Annotated in this window: 8 protein-coding genes; 7 read left to right on the top strand and 1 reads right to left on the bottom strand. The window is 71.8% G+C overall.

The annotated features are described in order from the left end of the window. The first annotated feature begins 233 nt into the window (after nt 1-233). The 3 genes from ABT063_RS38450 to ABT063_RS38440 are packed head-to-tail and all read left to right on the top strand — an operon-like array spanning nt 234 to nt 9,706. Nucleotides 234-7,553, top strand: coding sequence for a non-ribosomal peptide synthetase (locus ABT063_RS38450; protein WP_351065184.1), 7,320 nt, complete (start codon nt 234-236; stop codon nt 7,551-7,553). A gap of 1 nt (nt 7,554) precedes the next feature. Further along, the gene (locus ABT063_RS38445) at nt 7,555-8,781 is read left to right on the top strand and encodes an FAD-dependent oxidoreductase (protein WP_351065182.1); all 1,227 of its coding nucleotides are present in this window, start codon (nt 7,555-7,557) and stop codon (nt 8,779-8,781) included. Then, a complete protein-coding gene (locus ABT063_RS38440; RefSeq protein ID WP_351065180.1) occupies nt 8,762-9,706 on the top strand; it encodes an SDR family oxidoreductase in 945 nt (314 codons plus the stop codon). Before ABT063_RS38445 ends, ABT063_RS38440 begins: the two co-directional genes overlap by 20 nt. Nucleotides 9,707-10,249: 543 nt before the next feature. Here the strand turns inward: ABT063_RS38440 and ABT063_RS38435 are convergent. Continuing rightward, complete coding sequence (locus ABT063_RS38435; protein ID WP_351065178.1) at nt 10,250-10,948, bottom strand: LuxR C-terminal-related transcriptional regulator; 699 nt, start codon at nt 10,946-10,948, stop codon at nt 10,250-10,252. Between the two features lie 237 nt (nt 10,949-11,185). Between ABT063_RS38435 and ABT063_RS38430 the strand changes: the two genes are divergently transcribed. The 4 genes from ABT063_RS38430 to ABT063_RS38415 all read left to right on the top strand — a co-directional run bounded on the left by ABT063_RS38430 (nt 11,186) and on the right by ABT063_RS38415 (nt 16,383). Further along, a complete protein-coding gene (locus ABT063_RS38430; protein ID WP_351065176.1) occupies nt 11,186-12,871 on the top strand; it encodes a tetratricopeptide repeat protein in 1,686 nt (561 codons plus the stop codon). A 157-nt stretch (nt 12,872-13,028) separates the two neighbouring features. After that, nucleotides 13,029-13,583, top strand: coding sequence for a hypothetical protein (locus ABT063_RS38425; protein ID WP_351065174.1), 555 nt, complete (start codon nt 13,029-13,031; stop codon nt 13,581-13,583). Beyond that, entirely contained in the window at nt 13,583-14,971 is a 1,389-nt protein-coding gene (locus ABT063_RS38420; RefSeq protein ID WP_351065278.1) for a hypothetical protein, read from the top strand. Before ABT063_RS38425 ends, ABT063_RS38420 begins: the two co-directional genes overlap by 1 nt. Further along, the gene (locus tag ABT063_RS38415; RefSeq protein ID WP_351065172.1) at nt 14,968-16,383 is read left to right on the top strand and encodes a vWA domain-containing protein; all 1,416 of its coding nucleotides are present in this window, start codon (nt 14,968-14,970) and stop codon (nt 16,381-16,383) included. Before ABT063_RS38420 ends, ABT063_RS38415 begins: the two co-directional genes overlap by 4 nt. The last annotated feature ends 51 nt before the right edge of the window (nt 16,384-16,434 follow it).

Below are 16,434 nucleotides of genomic sequence, written 5' to 3'. Positions count from 1 at the left end.
GCAGGCTGTGTCTTTTCGCCGTCTGTACAACACGCTATTGGCCATCTCGCAACGCAGCACCCACGCTCCCTTAATCTTCGGTGCATTTCTCCAAACGGTCGCTACTTACATGAGTAGTCGGCGCTACCCGCCCCGGTAGTGGCTGGTGGTGACGGCATATGCCTACCGTGTGTGAGCTTTCGCTTCCCCGAAGCCGAATGCCAGCTCGCCGGAAATCGAAGAAAGGAACCATTGTGGCCGCTCGCCGCACCCTCCCGTTAACCTCCTACCAGCGTGATATATGGGCCGCCGAATCCCACTCGCCGAACGACCCCCAATTCAATGTGGTTCTCGGCGAGCGGATCGACGGAAAGGCCGACACCGAGGCTTTGGCCGAGGCGCTCGCGCGCATCCTGCGCCGACACGATGCGTTCCGGCTGCGGTTCGGGGAGCGGGACGGCGTCCCATACCAGTGGGTGGCCGGACCGGACGAGGACGGCACGGCGGTGAAGTTCGTGGACCTGTCCGACGAGCCGGACCCGGCGACGGCCTGGCGGCAGTGGCAGGAGCGTTCCTTCACCCGGCCGTTCCCGTTGTTCGACGCCCCGCTCTATACCGCCGCCCTCGTCCGCGAGAGCCCCGACGTGCTACACGTCCACGTCAACGCCCACCACCTGATCGTGGACGCCTGGACGCTCAACCACCTGAGCCGCGGCATGTGGGAGGAGTACGGGCGGCTGACCGCGGGCCCCGACGGCGTGGATGCCGCTTCCCGCCACGAACCGGCACCCTCATACCGCGCGTTCATCGAGACCGACGCCACCTACCGCACCTCCGCGGAGCGCGAAGAGGACCGCGCCTTCCACCGCGCCGCCCTCACGGGAGTGGCCCCCGCGCTCTTCCAGCGGACTCCCGGCCGGGCCATCCGGGACACACAGCGGCGCGGCCACCACACCTTCACCGTCCCCGGCGACATCGTCCGCCGCGTACGCCAGGCGGGAAGCTCGCCCTTCGCGTACGTCACCGCCGCGTTCGCGGCCTACCTGGCGCGCGTCCACCGCACCGACGAGGTCGTCCTCGGCGTGCCGTTCCTCAACCGGCGCGGCGGCGACGAGCGGGAGACCGCCGGCCAGTTCGCCAACAACCTGCCCTTACGCGTCCCCGTGCCCGACGACGCCGGCCTGCACGACCTGGCCGCCGTGGTCCGCGAGCGCACCCGCGCACTGCGCGAGCACGAGCGGCTCGCCCTCGGCGACATCCTGCGCGACCTGCCCGCCGGCGCATCCGGCTCGCGGCGGCTGTTCGACGTCACGGTGTCGTATCTCCGCTATCCGCGCCCCGAGGCGTTGCCCGACGCCGAGCGGGACACGGTGATCACCGCCCCGGTGCACGAGCAGGACGCGCTGTCCGTGATGATCCGCGCCTTCGACGACGACGCCGACCTGCGCGTGGACCTCGACTACGCCCGGGACGTCTTCGACGAGGACTTCCCCGTCGAGGCGATGGCCGGCCATCTGACCACGCTCCTGCGCGCCGGTGTCGAGGACGGCGGCCGCCCCGCCGCCGCCCAGCCCGTGCTGACCGACCGGGAGCGGGAGGACCTGGCGCGCGTCCAGCGCGGCCCCACGGTCCCGTACCGCGACGACGCGACCCTCCACGGGCTCTTCGAGGAGCGGGCCGCCGGCACCCCGGACCGGGTCGCCGTCACCGCCGCCGACGGAACGCCGCTCAGCTACGCGGAGCTCGACGCCCGCGCCAACCGGATCGCCCGCGCTTTGCGCGATGAGGGCGTCGCGCCGGGCGACCGGGTGGCGGTGCTGCTGGAGCGCGGTCCGCACACGCTGCCCGCGCTGCTCGGTGTGCTGAAGTCCGGTGCCGCGTACGTGCCGGTGGACCCCGGCTACCCGGCCGAACGGATCGCCTTCCTGCTTCAGGACAGCCGCGCCAGGGCCGTGCTCACCGCCCCCGGCTCACCCGACCCGGACGTCCCCGCCGACATGCCCGTGCTCCGCGCCGACCGGCTCGCCACGTCGGGCTCCGCCGAGCCCGTGCCGCCCGCCGCGACCTCCCGCGACCTGGCGTACGTCATCTACACCTCCGGCTCCACCGGGCGGCCCAAGGGCGTCATGGTCGAGCACCATTCGGTGGTCAACCGGCTGGCCTGGATGCAGGACCGGTACGGCATCAGCGCCGGGGACGTGCTGCTGCAGAAGACGCCGGTCTCCTTCGACGTGTCGGTGTGGGAGCTGTTCTGGTGGGCCGTCGAGGGCGCGGAACTCGCCCTGCTGGCGCCCGGCGGCGAGCGGGACCCGCGCACGATCCTGCGGACCGTGGCCGAACGCCGCGTCACCACCCTGCACTTCGTGCCCTCCATGCTGGGCCCGTTCCTCGACCTGCTCGACGGCGATCCCGATCTGCGTGCCGAGGCCGCGACGCTGCGCCGGGTCTTCTGCAGCGGCGAGGCGCTGCCCCCGGCCCGCGTCGAGCAGTTCGCCCGGATCTTCGGCGGTACCTCCGGGGCACCCCTGCTGGTCAACCTGTACGGGCCGACGGAGGCCACCGTCGACGTGTCGTATCACGACTGCCCGACGACCCCGGGACAGCCGGTGCGGCGGGTGCCCATCGGCCGGCCGGTCGCCAACACCTCCCTGTACGTGCTCGATCCCCACGGCCGGCCGCAGCCCGTCGGCGTCCCCGGTGAGCTGTGCATCGGCGGCGTCCAGGTCGCGCGCGGCTATCTGGAGCGGCCGGAACTGACCGCCGAGAAGTTCACCGACGACCCGTTCCAGCCGGGCGGCCGCATGTACCGCACCGGCGACCTCGCGCGGCTCCTCGCCGACGGCTCCATCGAGTACCTCGGCCGCATCGACGGCCAGGTGAAGATCCGCGGCAACCGTGTGGAGCTGGGCGAGGTGCAGAACGCGCTCGCGTCCCTGCCCGGCGTCCGCGACGCGGTCGTCGTGGACCACCGCAGCGACGAGCGCGGCACCTTCCTCACCGGGTACTACGTCGCCGACGAGGTCATCGACCCGCTCCACCTCCGTACCGAACTCGCGCGCCACCTGCCGGAGTTCATGATCCCGGCGCATTTCATCCGGATCGGTGCCGTACCCCTCACCCCGAACGGAAAGGCCGACCGGCGCGCCCTGCCCGAGCCCTCCGCGGCCGGCCCTCTCGGCCCCCGCCCTTACACGGCCCCGCGCGACGCGGTGGAGGAGGCTCTGGCCGCGGTCTGGGCGGAGGTCCTGGACGCCGAGCGGGTCGGCGTCCACGACGACTACTTCGCCCTCGGCGGCGACTCGATCCTGATGCTGCAGGTCCGGGCGCTGGCCGAGAAGCGCGGCTACCACTTCGACCTCAGCGATCTCGTCCGTCACCCCACCATCGCCGAACTCGCGCCGCTCACCAGTGCCGTGGCCGGGACGGACCCGGGGCGCCCCGAGCCGGAGCTCGGGCCCTTCGCGCTGGTCTCCGGCGTGGACCGGGCCCGGCTGGAGGGCCGCGAGGACGCCTACCCCGTCAACCGGCTCCAGCTCGGCCTGCTGTACCACAGTCGCGTGCGGCAGGACTCGGCCGTCTACCGGGACGTGTTCCGCTACAGCTACGCCATGGCCTGGGACGCGGAAAGGTTCACCACCGCCTTCGAGCGGCTCGTGGCCCGCCACCCGGTGCTGCGTTCCTCCTTCGACCTCGGCGGGTTCTCGGAGCCGCTGCAGATCGTGGACCGCGAGGTGGAGAGCGCCCTCGACATCGTGGACCTGCGGGACCTCCCCGCCGAGCGGGCCGAGGCCGCGATCGCCGCCCACGTCGAGGAGCGCCGCCACCACCCGTACGTGTTCGAACAGCCGCCGCTCTACCACCTGCGGGCCCACGTCCTGCCGGAGAGCGTCGAGCTCGTCTTCAGTTTCCACCACGCCATCCTGGACGGCGGCAGCGTCGCCACTCTCGTACGGGAACTCCTCCAGGACTACGCGCACGCCCTCGGCGAGTCCATCGACCCCGTGCCCGGCACCGAGGGGGTCCCGGCCACCGCCCACCATGTGCTCGCCGAACGGCGGGCCCTGGAGTCGGCGGAGACCCGCGCTCACTGGCGCCGCTACCTGGAGGGCGCCCCGCTGCTCCATCTCGACGGCTTCCGGCCCCACGAGACGCCGGGCGGCGAGGAGCAGATCACCCGCCGGGTGGATCTTCCGGACGAACTCGTCGCCGCCGTACGGGACTTCTCGCGCGCCCACACCGTGCCGGTGAAGTCGGTGTTGTTCGCGGCGCACCTGCTCGTCCTGCGGCTGTTCTCCGGCGTGGAGGACGTGGTCACCGGCCTGGTCACTCATGGCCGGCCCGAACGGGCGGGCGCCGAGCGGATGGCCGGGCTCTTCCTCAACACCATGCCGGTGCGGCTGGACACGGGCCGCGAGAGCTGGCTCTCGGTCGTGCGCGAGGCGTTCCGTCAGGAGCAGGAGAGCCACCCCTACCGGCGCTACCCGCTCAGCGCCATCCAGGAGGACCTCGGCGTCACGGTCCTGGACACGGCGTTCAACTACATCCACTTCCGGCAGCTCGCCGAGGTGTACGCGCTGCCCGGGGTCCGCTCGCTGGACTTCCGTACCTGGGAGGAGACCAACTTCGCGCTGCTGGTGAACGCCCTCACCGAACCGGACGGCGAGGGGATCTGGCTGCGGCTCGACTACACGAGCCGCACCTTCACGCCCTCGCAGGCGGACCTCTACAGCCGCGCTTTCATCGAGACCCTGCGCCGGGTCGCCGAATGTCCGCAGGACCCGGTGGACTTCTCCTTCCTCACTGACGGCACACCGGCCGCCGCCCCCCGCACGGAAGCGGAGTCGCCGGTCCCCGATGTGGTACGGGCCTTCGAGGCCCAGGCAGCCCGGACCCCCCGTGCGACCGCCCTCGTCTTCCAGGGCAGCCGCTGGACGTATGGCGACCTCGACGCCGCCTCCGACCGCGTGGCCCGGCGGCTGCGGGCCCTCGGTGCCGCGCCGGGCGACCGAGTGGGTATCGCCATGGAGCGGTCGCCCGACACCATCGCGGTGCTGGTCGGTGTGCTGAAGGCGGGCGCCGCCACGGTGCCGCTGGACACGTCGTACCCGAAGGAGCGCATCGCGGCCATGCTGGGGCAGGCTCGCCCGGTCGCGGTCGTGACCCGGTCGGTGCAGGGCACCGTCCTCCCGGAGGACGCCCCCACCGTCACGGCCGCGCGGCTCCTCGACCCCGAGGGCGCGACCGCGGACGGCGTGGCCCCCACCGGAGAAGTCGGTGCGAGCGGCCGGATGCCGGGCGAGCCGTCCCTGGAGCGGGACCCCGGGTACGCGGAGCCACTGCCCGCGATCGCCCCGGACAGCGTGGCGTACCTGCTGTTCACCTCCGGCTCCACGGGAGCGCCCAAGGGCGTGGAGATACCGCACCGCTCGCTGGCGAACCTCGTCGCCTGGCAGAACAGCGAGCCCAGCGGGGTCGTCGGCGGCGTCACCCTGCAGTACGCGCCGATGAGCTTCGACGTCTCCTTCCAGGAGGTCTTCTCCACGCTCTGCGGCGGAGGAACGCTCCTGCTGGTCTCCGAGAGTGAACGCCGCGACCTGCCCGCGCTGCTGCGGCTGATGGACCGCGAGGGCGTGGAGCGTCTCTACCTGCCGTACGTGGCGCTCCAGCAACTGGCCGAGGCGGCCCATGCGCTCGGCACAGTGCCGCGCTCCCTGAAGGCGGTGCTGTCGTCGGGCGAGCAGCTCAGGATCACCGAGGAGATCCGCGCCCTGTGCGCCGCGCTCCCCGGCGTCATCCTGGAGAACCAGTACGGCCCCACGGAGTCCCATGTCGTCACCCGCTTCACGATGACGGGCGACCCGGCGGCCTTCCCGCCGCTGCCGCCGATCGGCACGCCGATCGACGGGGCGGAGGTGCTGGTCCTCGACGAGCGGATGCGGCCCGTACCGCCCGGTGTGAAGGGCGAGATCCACCTCGGCGGGACATGCCTGGCGCACGGGTACGCGGGCCGTCCGGATCTGACCGACGAGCGGTTCGTGCCCCGTCCGGAGGGACTGCCCGGCGGCGCTCCGGACGACCGGCTGTACCGCACCGGCGACCTGGGCTTCGTCCTGCCCGACGGCTCGATCGTGTGCACCGGACGCTTCGACTCCCAGGTCAAGGTGCGCGGCTTCCGCGTGGAACCGGCGGAGGTGGAGATCGCGCTCACCCGGTTCACCGCCGACGACCCGGGCCTGACCGAGGCGGCGGTGGTCGCCCGGCGGCGCGACGGCAACGACTCGTTCCTCGCCGCGTTCCTGGTGGGCGACCCGGAGCGGGTGGACCTGGACCGCGTGGTCAAGCAACTCCGCTCGGTGCTGCCCGACTACCTGGTGCCCTCGCACTACCAGTGGGTGCCCGCGCTGCCGCTGACACCGAGTGGCAAGCGGGACGACAAGGCGCTGCGCGAGATGCCCCTCGCCATGACGGCGGTCGCCGGGGACGCGACGGCGCCCAGGGACGCGTACGAGAAGGCACTCGTGGAGATCCTCGGCGAACTGCTGGGGCTGCCGTCGATCGGCGTCCACGACAACATCTTCGACCTGGGCGCCACGTCGCTGACCGCGATGCGCCTGGTCGTACTGATCGAGCAGCGGTACGGCGTCGGGGTGCCGCTGTCGGAGTTCGTGTCGGCGCCGACGGTCGCGGACCTCGCGGCCCGGCTGCGGGGAGGCGGCGCGCAGGCGGCGTTCGATCCGCTGGTGCCGATTCGGCCCGGCGGCGACGAGCGACCGCTGTTCTTCGTCCACCCCATGGGCGGCAACGTCCTGTGCTACGTGCGGTTCGCCAAGCACCTGCGGTCGGGGCGGCCGTTCTACGCCCTGCAGGCGGCCGGCGTGGACGCGGGCACCGAGCCGCTGCGCAGCGTGGAAGAGATCGCGGCCGGCTACGTGGAGCGGATCCGGCGGGTCCAGCCGGAGGGGCCGTACCTCATCGGCGGCTGGTCCTTCGGCGGGTTCGTCGCCTTCGAGATGGCCCGGCAGCTGCGGGCGGCGGGCCAGGAGGTGCGGCGGCTGATCCTGCTCGACACGACCGCGCTCAACCCGGGGCGGCGCCTGCGGACGAGCGATGACGCCCTGCTGAGCTGGTTCTTCTGGGAGCTGCTGTGGCTCCAGCGGGGCGGCGACTCGCCCGAAGAGGTCATTCCCGCCGAACTGACCACGCTGGAGGAGAAGTTCGCGTTCATCGCCGATCTGGCGGTGGCCGAGGGCGTCCTCCCGGCGGGCGCCACCGGCGCGGTGGTGCACCGGCTGTTCCAGGTGTACGAGGCGAACTGGCGAGCGGCGTTCGCGTACCGGCCCGACGTGGTGGACCAGGACATGGTGCTGATCCACGCGACGGAGCCGCTGCCGGAGGTCCTCGACACGATGCACACGGCCATCCAGTCGATGCACCGCGATCCCACCAACGGCTGGCGGGAGCGGACCAGCGGCGAGCTGACCATGATCGACGTACCGGGCGACCACCTGTCGATCATGGAGGAGCCCCACATCGAGCATGTCGTCCGCGTCGTCGACGAACTGATCGGAGAGTGACATGAGCAGGCGTAAAGCCCTTGTCGTCGGGGCCGGGATCGGCGGCCTGACCGCCGCCGCGGCCCTCCGTCACGCCGGATGGGACGTCGAGGTCCACGAGCGGGCGACGGAGCTGCGGGCGGCCGGCTCCGGGCTGTCGGTGATGAGCAACGCGATCGCCGCCCTGGAGTCCGTCGGACTGGACCTGCGGCTCGCCGAGCGCGGGGAGGTGCTGAGGTCGTACCACGTGCGGACCGCACGAGGCCGGCTGATACGGGAGTTCCCCTTCCCGTCGATCATCCGCAGGCTCGGGGTGCCGAGCGTGCTGATCACCCGCTCCGCGCTCCAGCAGGCGCTGCTGGAGGCCGCCGACGGGATCCGGCTCCACCTGGGCTCGGCCGCCGAGGACTTCTCGGTGGACGAGGCGAGCGGACGGGTGACCGTCCGGTTCGCCGGCGGTCACGAGGCGCACGGTGACGTGCTCGTCGGGGCGGACGGGTTCAACTCGGCGATCCGCCGCCGGATGGTGGGCCCGGAGGAATCCCGCGACAGCGGCTACCTCGTCTGGCTGGCGCTCACCCCGTTCCGGCATCCGCGGTTCACGCCCGGCTCGGTCACCCATTACTGGGGCAGCGGGCAGCGGTTCGGGCTCGTGGACATGGGCGGCGGGCTCCTGTACTGGTGGGGCACGAAGAACATGCCGACGAGCCGGTCGCACCATTGGAAAGGTGGCAAGGCCGAGGTGGCGCGGGCCTTCGCGGGCTGGGCTGACGAGGTGTGCCAGGCCATCGAGGTCACCCCGGAGGAGGCGATCCTCGCGGTGCCGTCCCGGGACCGGACGTTCCTGGAGCGCTGGGGCCGGGGCCCGGTGACTCTGCTCGGGGACGCCGCGCACCCCATGCTGACCAGCCTCGGGCAGGGCTCGGGCATGGCGATCGAGGACGCGGTGGTGCTGTCCCGGTGGCTGCGCGACGCGCAGGACGTGCCGTCGGCGCTGCGGGCGTACGAGGACGAGAGGCGGGAGCGGACCCGCGGGATGGTCGCGGCCTCCCGCTCCGTCAGCGACTTCGAGCAGTCGGAGAACGTGCGGCGCCCGATCCGGGACGCGTACTTCCGCTTCCTGCCGGCGCGGAAGCTGACCGCGATCCTGGAGGGCTCGCTGACCTTCCCCACCACCACGTCCGGGCAACCGGCCGTGAACTCTGTGAACTCAGCGAAGGAGGGCGACCATGTCTCACAGGTTGGATAGCCGCGGGCTCGCGCCGGACGGCCGCGCGGTACTGGTCACCGGCGCCTCGACGGGCCTGGGCCGGGCCTGCGCGATCCATCTGGAACAGGCCGGTTTCCGGGTGTTCGCGGGCGTGCGGAAGGAGAGCGACGGTGAGGAACTGGCCGCGCGGTCGGCACACGGCCGGATCGACCCCTTACGGATCGACGTCACCGACGGGCCGTCGATCCGGGAGGCGGCGGCGCACGTCTCCGGGCGCCTGGGCGCGGACCGGCCGCTGTGGGCGCTGGTCAACAACGCGGGCGTCTGCGTCTCGGCACCCCTGGAATGCGTGTCGCCCGAGCGGCTGCGCTGGCAGCTCGACACCAACGTCGTGGGCCAGCTCGCCGTCACCCAGGCGTTCCTGCCGGAGCTGCGGCGCTCCCGAGGCCGGATCGTGAACGTCACCTCGGGACTGGGCACCGTGGCGATCCCCTTCCTCGGGGCCTACGCCTCGGCGCAGTTCGCCAAGGAGGCGATGAGCGATGTGCTCCGGCGCGAGCTGCGGGACTTCGGCGTGGCGGTGAGCGTGGTGCAGCCCGGCGCGATCATGACGCCGATATGGCAGAAGGTCTCGGACGTGGCTCAAGAGGCGCTGCGCAGCGCGGACGGCGATGTCGCGGCGCTGTACCGGGCGAGGTTCGAACGCTTCCTGGCGCACAACGGACAGCAGGCCGCCGAGAGCCGCACGACGGCGCAGGACATGGCGAAGGCGGTCCACCGGGCGCTGACGGAGGCCCGTCCGAGGACCCGCTACCGCGTGGGCGCGGACGTCCGCCGCCTGAGCCTGCTGGCCCGGCTCCTCCCGGACCCCTTGCTCGACCGCTACCTCCGCCCGGTCACGGCGGACCCGTCCGGCGTGCCTCAGCCGGCACCGGCCGAGACTCGGCCCGTCGCCCGGACCTGACCGCGTGGAGCCCCCGAAGCCGGCCCGCACCAACGGGTGGCGTCGCTGAGCGTCTGCCGGACACGTGTCAGTTGCAGGCGTGATCCGCGCGTACGGCAGGTCACGAGCGTCGCCAAGGAGTTCGGCCACGTGATCCGCGAGTGTGACGAGGCCACTGCGGCCCAGCGCGATGCGGATCTCGTGGCAGAGCTCGCATCCGGAAGGTCTCCTCGCCCGCGGCGACATCCTGCCGCAGCCGAGAGTGACCGACGGCGGGGCAGGGACCGGGCTGCTCGACGAGTTCACCGGAAGCACCTTCCGGCTGGTGATCGGGTATGACACGAACTCCGCCGCAGCCGAGTCCGCTCTGCGCGCGCACCGGTCGGAGGGGATCCCCGATCCGCGTCGTGCGCCTGGGGACAGCACGTCCTGGACGCGTGGATGCGCAGGCAGTCGTGCGAAGCGGTGCTCGCTCGCCCGGACCACCATGTGTTCGGCGGATCACTCCGCGAGCGACGCCGGCCGGCTGCCCGCATCCGCCCGTCAATGACTGGCGGGCCCCGGTCAGGCCGCCGGCCGCACCAGGCCCGACTCGTAGGCGAAGACCACCGCCTGGACGCGGGCGCGGGCGCCGATCTTGGCGAGGATGTTGCTGACGTGGGACTTGACCGTGGTCGGGGCGATGGACAGCCGCCTCGCGATCTCGGCATTGGACCGACCCGAGGCGACGGCGGTGAGTACGTCGCGTTCGCGCTCGGTGAGGGTGCCGAGCCCGGTTTCCTGTTCGAGCGGGCGGACGGGGCGCTGTTGCCGGACGGTGTCGATGAGCGCGCGGGTCAGGCCGGGCGTGATGACGGCGTCCCCGGCGGCCACGATGCGGACGGCCGCGGTCAGTTCGTCAGGAGTGGTGTCCTGGAGAAGGAATCCACCGGCTCCGGCGCGCAGGGCGGCGTAGGCGTACCGCTCGTGGCTGGTGGGGGTCAGAACCAGGACGCGCGGGGAGCGCCCCGCCGTTCTGACGGGTTCCGGTGCTTGCGGGAGGGTGGGGGGCCGGGTGATGTGGCGGATGGCGTCGATCCCGTCCGCTTCGGAAATACGGCTGTCCATCAGGACGACGTCGGGGCGGAGCGCGGCGCTCATACGAACCGCCTCGATCCCGCTGGTCGCCGCGCCGACGACGGTCAGGTCGGGCTCGGCCGCGAGGAGCATGCGCAGGCCGAGGCGCTGCAGGGACTGGTCATTGACGATGAGTACGGAGGTCATGGTGGGCGTTCTCCATGCTCGCTGAACGAAACTGTTTCGTTCACCTTGGAGTCAGACTAGCTCTTCAGCTAGCGAAACGGCATCGTTTTCCTTGTGGTCTGGGTCACTTCTCGAGGGCCGGATGTCGCATCCGCCGACCCGGAACAAACGGAGATTTCCGCCACAAAGATGCCCGATTCCGGGAAAATCATCTCAGGGACATCACCTGCCGAGCGGCAGCACAGTCAGGAGACACGCATGGAGTACTACGACCTCGGCCCCTACAGCCGCTCGGTGACGACCTCGTCCACCGAGGCCCAACTGTGGTTCGACCGCGGGCTGTCGTGGACGTACGCCTTCCACCACGAGGAAGCCGTCTCCTGCTTCGAGGCGGCGGCCGCTGCCGACCCCGACTGTGCCATGGCCCACTGGGGCATCGCCTACGCACTCGGCCCGAACTACAACAAGCCCTGGGAGTTCTTCGACGACCAGGACCTGGCCAGGACCGTCGACCGCACCCACGCCGCCGTGGAGGTGGCCCATGAGAAGGCGGCCGAGGCCACCCCCGTCGAGCGGGCCCTGATCGGCGCGTTGCGCGCCCGCTACCCGCAGGCGAAGCCGGCCGAGGACTGCTCGGTGTGGAACGCCCCCTACGCCGAGAGCATGCGCGCCGTCCACGAACTCGCCCCCGACGACCTGGACGTGGCCACCCTGTACGCCGACGCCCTGATGAACGTCACGCCCTGGCAGCTGTGGGACCTGCGGACCGGCGAGCCGGCCGAGGGCGCCCGCACACTCGAAACCAAGGCCGTCCTGGATCACGCGCTCGCCACCGAGGCCGCCCGCCGGCACCCGGGCATCCTGCACCTGTACATCCACCTGATGGAGATGTCCCCGACGCCCGAGGCCGCCCTGCCCGTCGCCGACCGGCTGCGTGGCCTGGTGCCGGACGCCGGCCACCTCCACCACATGCCCTCGCACCTGGAGGTGCTCTGCGGCGACTACCGGGGGGTGGTGTCGGACAACAGCATCGCCATCGCGGCCGACGAGAAGTTCCACGCACGAGCCGGGGCGATGAACTTCTACACCCTGTACCGATCGCACAACTACCACTTCAAGATCTACGGCGCGATGTTCCTGGGACAGTCCGAGACCGCCCTGGAGACCGCCGCGCAGCTCGAGGCGTCCATCCCGGAAGAGCTGCTGCGCGTGCAGAGCCCGCCCATGGCCGACTGGCTCGAGAGCTTCCTCGCCATGCGGGTCCACGCGCTGATCCGCTTCGGCCGCTGGGCCGACATCCTGCGACTGCCCCTGCCCGCCGACCCCGAGCTGTACTGCGTGACGACCGCGATGCTCCACTACGCCCGCGGCGTCGCGTTCTCGGCCACCCACCGCATCGCCGAGGCGGAGGCCGAACGCGGGCTGTTCCACGCGGCGGCCGCCCGCGTCCCCGAGACGCGCATGCTGTTCAACAACACCTGCGCCGACATCCTCGCCATCGCCTCGGCGATGCTCGACGGCGAGCTGGAGTACCGCAAGGGCCGGTACGAGGCCGCCTTCGCCGCGCTGGAGCGGTCGATCGAACTGGACGACAACCTGCCCTACGACGAGCCCTGGGGCTGGATGCAGCCCACCCGCCACGCCTACGGCGCCCTGCTCCTCGAACAGGGCCGAGTCACGGAGGCCGAGGCGGTTTACCGCGCCGACCTCGGCCTCGACGACACGCTGCCCCGAGCGTCGCAGCACCCCGGCAACGTCTGGGCCCTGCACGGCCTCCACGAATGCCTGATGCGCCTGGGCAAGACGGGGGAGGCGCAGATCGTGGCCCAGCAACTGCGCATCGCCGCCGCGCTGGCCGACGTACCGATCGAGGCGTCGTGCTTCTGCCGCCTCGAGACGGGCGCCCATACGGCTGCGGGTGGGTGCTGCACGTCGGGCGACTGACAGCTCAGCGACCCATGCCGGTGGTCCACCACGGCCCCGCACCTTCGGGCCGTGGGGATCCGGTGCGGCGCAGTCCCGGCCGGTCAGGGACAGGAGGCCTGCGCGGGACCGCCGACGTTCCATGATCCGTTGTCAGTGGCGGCCAGTAGGTTCAGTCATGTCCCGCCGATCCGGCGTGACTGCCCCTGGACGCAAAGGAGATGGTGCGTTGTCCGACTGGGAGAGGTCGAGCACGGCACGGGTGATCCCACCCGCACGCCCCCGCAAACTCGCCAAGGTGCCGTTCGTCGAACTGGCCGACGGAAGGCTGCAGGGCGTAGTGTCCAGCGGCTCGGACATCGGGCGGGTCTACGTCTCGTCGGTCGCGGCCGGCACCTACGCGTTCGCGTGCAGCACCAACAACAACCGGCCCTGCGGCGGCGCCCGGGGCATGTTCTGCAACCACATCCGCGCCCTGATCAACGAGGCGGTCCTGCAGTACGGCGCCGAGCGCGTCGCCCGCTATCTGCGCGTCGCCCTCTCCGGCGAGGAGTCGAGCGCGCATTCGATCACCTCCGGCATGAGCGACGCCCGGCCGCCGCAGGCGGACAGCAAGGCCGCCGCTGTCGTCTTCAGCCGGTTCCTGCGCCACCTGGCCTACCTCGAACTCGCCCCGACCACCGCCCCGTTGCCGGAGATGCAGTGGTTTCCGCCGACCAGGGCGGTGGCGTGATGCGGGCCGATCTGCTGAGCGAACCCATCGCCGGACTCGACGAAGCCCTCGCGGGCGTCGACGCCTTCGACCGAGCCCTCGTCGCCGGACTGCTGCGCCCCCAGCCCGCCCAGGCCGCGGACCTGACGGAGCTGGCCCACGCCGTCGCGGGCTCGCCCCTGGCCGCCAAGGTCACCGAGGCGGCCGAGAAGACGGCGGCCGGAGCAGCGAGCGAGGACCACTTCGTCGCTCTCGCCGCCGCCCGCACGGCTCTCCTCGGCTCCGTCCACGACGCGCTCCTGGCCCGTGTCGACGAGGCGACCGGCCGCCCCCGCGGCGAGAAGATGCCCGCGGCACCCGCCGAGGAACAGGCCGCGAACCTGCTGCTCGCCGCCCGCTCCTGGCTCTCGGACCTGGCCCGGACCGGCTGGCAGGCTCTCGACCACGACGTGGTCGCCGGATCGGCGCAGGTCGTCTCCGCGATGCTCCCGGACCCGGCCCTGCGCCGCCTCGCGACACTCCTCGACGGCTTCGCCGCCGAACTCGTCGCATCCTGCCCGAGCGCCGCCCTGGACCGGATACCGGCCCGCCGCTGGGCCGACCTCTGGTCGCGTGCGATGCTCCTGACCCTGCCGGGCGCGACCGACGCGTCCGCGCCCGGCACCGCCACCGGCAGGCTGCTGCCGCTCGGCGTCGACCTGCACGAACACGCCACCGCCGCACAGGCCCAGGTGCACGCCGTGTTCGAGCCCGCCGACGGCACCGCGCCCCGTCTGGTGCGCGCCGGCGTCTCGGTCCCGAAGCCGGACACAGTTGTCGGCGCCGGTGTCTGGCAGCTGCTCCGTCCGCACATGTCGCTGCTGGCGGCCGCCGGCGAGGGCCGTTCGATGGACCTCACCGACATGCCGATCACCGTCGAGGGCGACCTGATCTGGAGCGACGAGCACGCGCGCCCGGGCGAACCGGCCGACGCCTTCGCCACCGCCCGGGTCGCCCTGCCCACTGCCACCGCCTCGGCGACGGCACCCCTGGACCGGCACCCGGCCCGCATCGCCGCACCGGTGTTCGTGGAGGGCTACACCACCCAACGGGACGACACGGCACTGACGTTCACCGTCGCCGGACACGCGGTCGCCGTCGACACCGACCGCATCCCGGCCGCAAGCCCGCTCACACCGGAAGCGGTCGCGGCGTCCGGCGCGTGCATCGGCCTGCTCCGCTGGGACGCCGGCGCCTTCTCGGTGCAGCCGCTGGCCGTCGAGACGACCGTACGGAAGAAGGCCGTCGCGCTCCACGCCGGAGGATGGGCCGGCGGCACGACCGACAAGGCGGGCGTCAAGGCCGAGAAGGCGGCCACCGACGCCGTGACGGTGCTGCGCGAGCGCGCCGGAAGGCTGCTGCGGAAATGACCGAGCCGACAACCGATCACCACCCCGTGGCGGACCCGCACGACAATCGCCGTCAGGCCCTGTACTGGCGCCTGCTCGCCCGGCTCTTCGACCCCGAGGAGCAGGCGACCCTGGAATCCGCGAGCCTCGCCGTCGTCGAGGACATCGGCCTGCCACCTGCGCTCCTCGACCCGCAGACCTCCGTCGACTCGATCGTGCAGCGCCATCCGGAACTGGCCGCCGAGTTCGACGGCCTGATGGTGCCCGAACCCGACGACGGCACGCGTGACCGCGCCGCCGAAGTACGCCGCGCCGCGCTCGTGTCCAAGGTGCTGCTCAACGTCTTCGCCACCGGCTCGGGCACGGTCACCGCCGAACAGCTCGCGCGCTGGCAGTCCGACGCGGGCCGGCTGGAGCGCGCGCTCGGCTGCAAGCCCGGCGACCTGCGTGCCGGACGGTCCGGCGGAAGGGCCGCGGGCCCCGGCGTCAGCCCGACCGGCACCGGCGGCGGCCACGGCACGCCCGACCTCAGCCGGCTGATCCCGGAGATCGGTCCGGAACTGGGCGCGCTCGAGGCCGGCCTCGTCAAACGCATGCACCTGCGCGAAGTGCTCGCCGACCCCTGGCTCGCCGCCCAGCTGACCCCGAGCATGTCGCTCATCGAACAGCTGCTGCGCGACAAGAACAACCTCTCGGGCGTAGCCCTGGCCAACGCAAAGGCCCTGATCCGCCGCTTCGTCGACGAGGTCGCCCAAGTGCTGCGCACCCAGGTGGAGAAGACCACGGTCGGCGCCCTGGACCGCTCCGTCCCGCCCAAGCGGGTGTTCCGCAACCTGGACCTCGACCGCACGATCTGGAAGAACCTCACCAACTGGAGCCCGGAGGAGGAGCGACTGTACGTCGACCGCCTCTACTACCGGCACACCGCCCGCAAGACCACGCCCCAGCGGCTGATCGTGGTCGTGGACCAGTCGGGCTCCATGGTCGACTCCATGGTCAACTGCACCATCCTGGCGTCCATCTTCGCCGGGCTGCCGAAAGTCGACGTCCACCTGATCGCGTACGACACCCAGGCGCTCGACCTCACGCCCTGGGTGCACGACCCCTTCGAGACGCTGCTGCGCACCAACCTCGGCGGCGGCACCGACGGCACCGTCGCCATGGCGCTGGCCCAGCCGAAGGTCGCCGAGCCGCGCAACACCGTCGTGGTGTGGATCTCCGACTTCTACGAGTGGCGGAGCGAGCCCCTGTTCCAGAGCATGGCCGCCCTGCACCGCTCCGGAGCCAAGTTCATCCCGGTCGGCTCGGTGACCAGCTCCGGCCGCGGCAGCGTCAACCCGTGGTTCCGGGAGCGCTTCAAGGACCTCGGCACACCGGTGATCTCCGGACACATCCGCAAGCTCGTCCAGGAACTCAAGACGTTCCTCGCCTGACGCCCGTGACTCAGGCTTCCCTCGCTTCCCCGAATTGCTTTTCGAGAAAGG

Source organism: Streptomyces sp. NPDC002838 (genome assembly GCF_040295365.1).
Classification (GTDB): domain Bacteria; phylum Actinomycetota; class Actinomycetes; order Streptomycetales; family Streptomycetaceae; genus Streptomyces.
Note: the sequence above shows the minus strand (reverse complement) of the source record. Positions and strands in the feature narration are given on the sequence as shown.

Excerpts from the sequence above, each read along its gene's own strand:
- ABT063_RS38420 (WP_351065278.1), top strand. The coding sequence starts at position 13,583 with ATGCGGGCCGATCTGCTGAGCGAACCCATCGCCGGACTCGACGAAGCC.
- ABT063_RS38435 (WP_351065178.1), bottom strand. The coding sequence starts at position 10,948 with ATGACCTCCGTACTCATCGTCAATGACCAGTCCCTGCAGCGCCTCGGC.
- ABT063_RS38445 (WP_351065182.1), top strand. The coding sequence starts at position 7,555 with ATGAGCAGGCGTAAAGCCCTTGTCGTCGGGGCCGGGATCGGCGGCCTG.
- ABT063_RS38440 (WP_351065180.1), top strand. The coding sequence starts at position 8,762 with ATGTCTCACAGGTTGGATAGCCGCGGGCTCGCGCCGGACGGCCGCGCG.
- ABT063_RS38415 (WP_351065172.1), top strand. The coding sequence starts at position 14,968 with ATGACCGAGCCGACAACCGATCACCACCCCGTGGCGGACCCGCACGAC.
- ABT063_RS38430 (WP_351065176.1), top strand. The coding sequence starts at position 11,186 with ATGGAGTACTACGACCTCGGCCCCTACAGCCGCTCGGTGACGACCTCG.
- ABT063_RS38425 (WP_351065174.1), top strand. The coding sequence starts at position 13,029 with ATGTCCCGCCGATCCGGCGTGACTGCCCCTGGACGCAAAGGAGATGGT.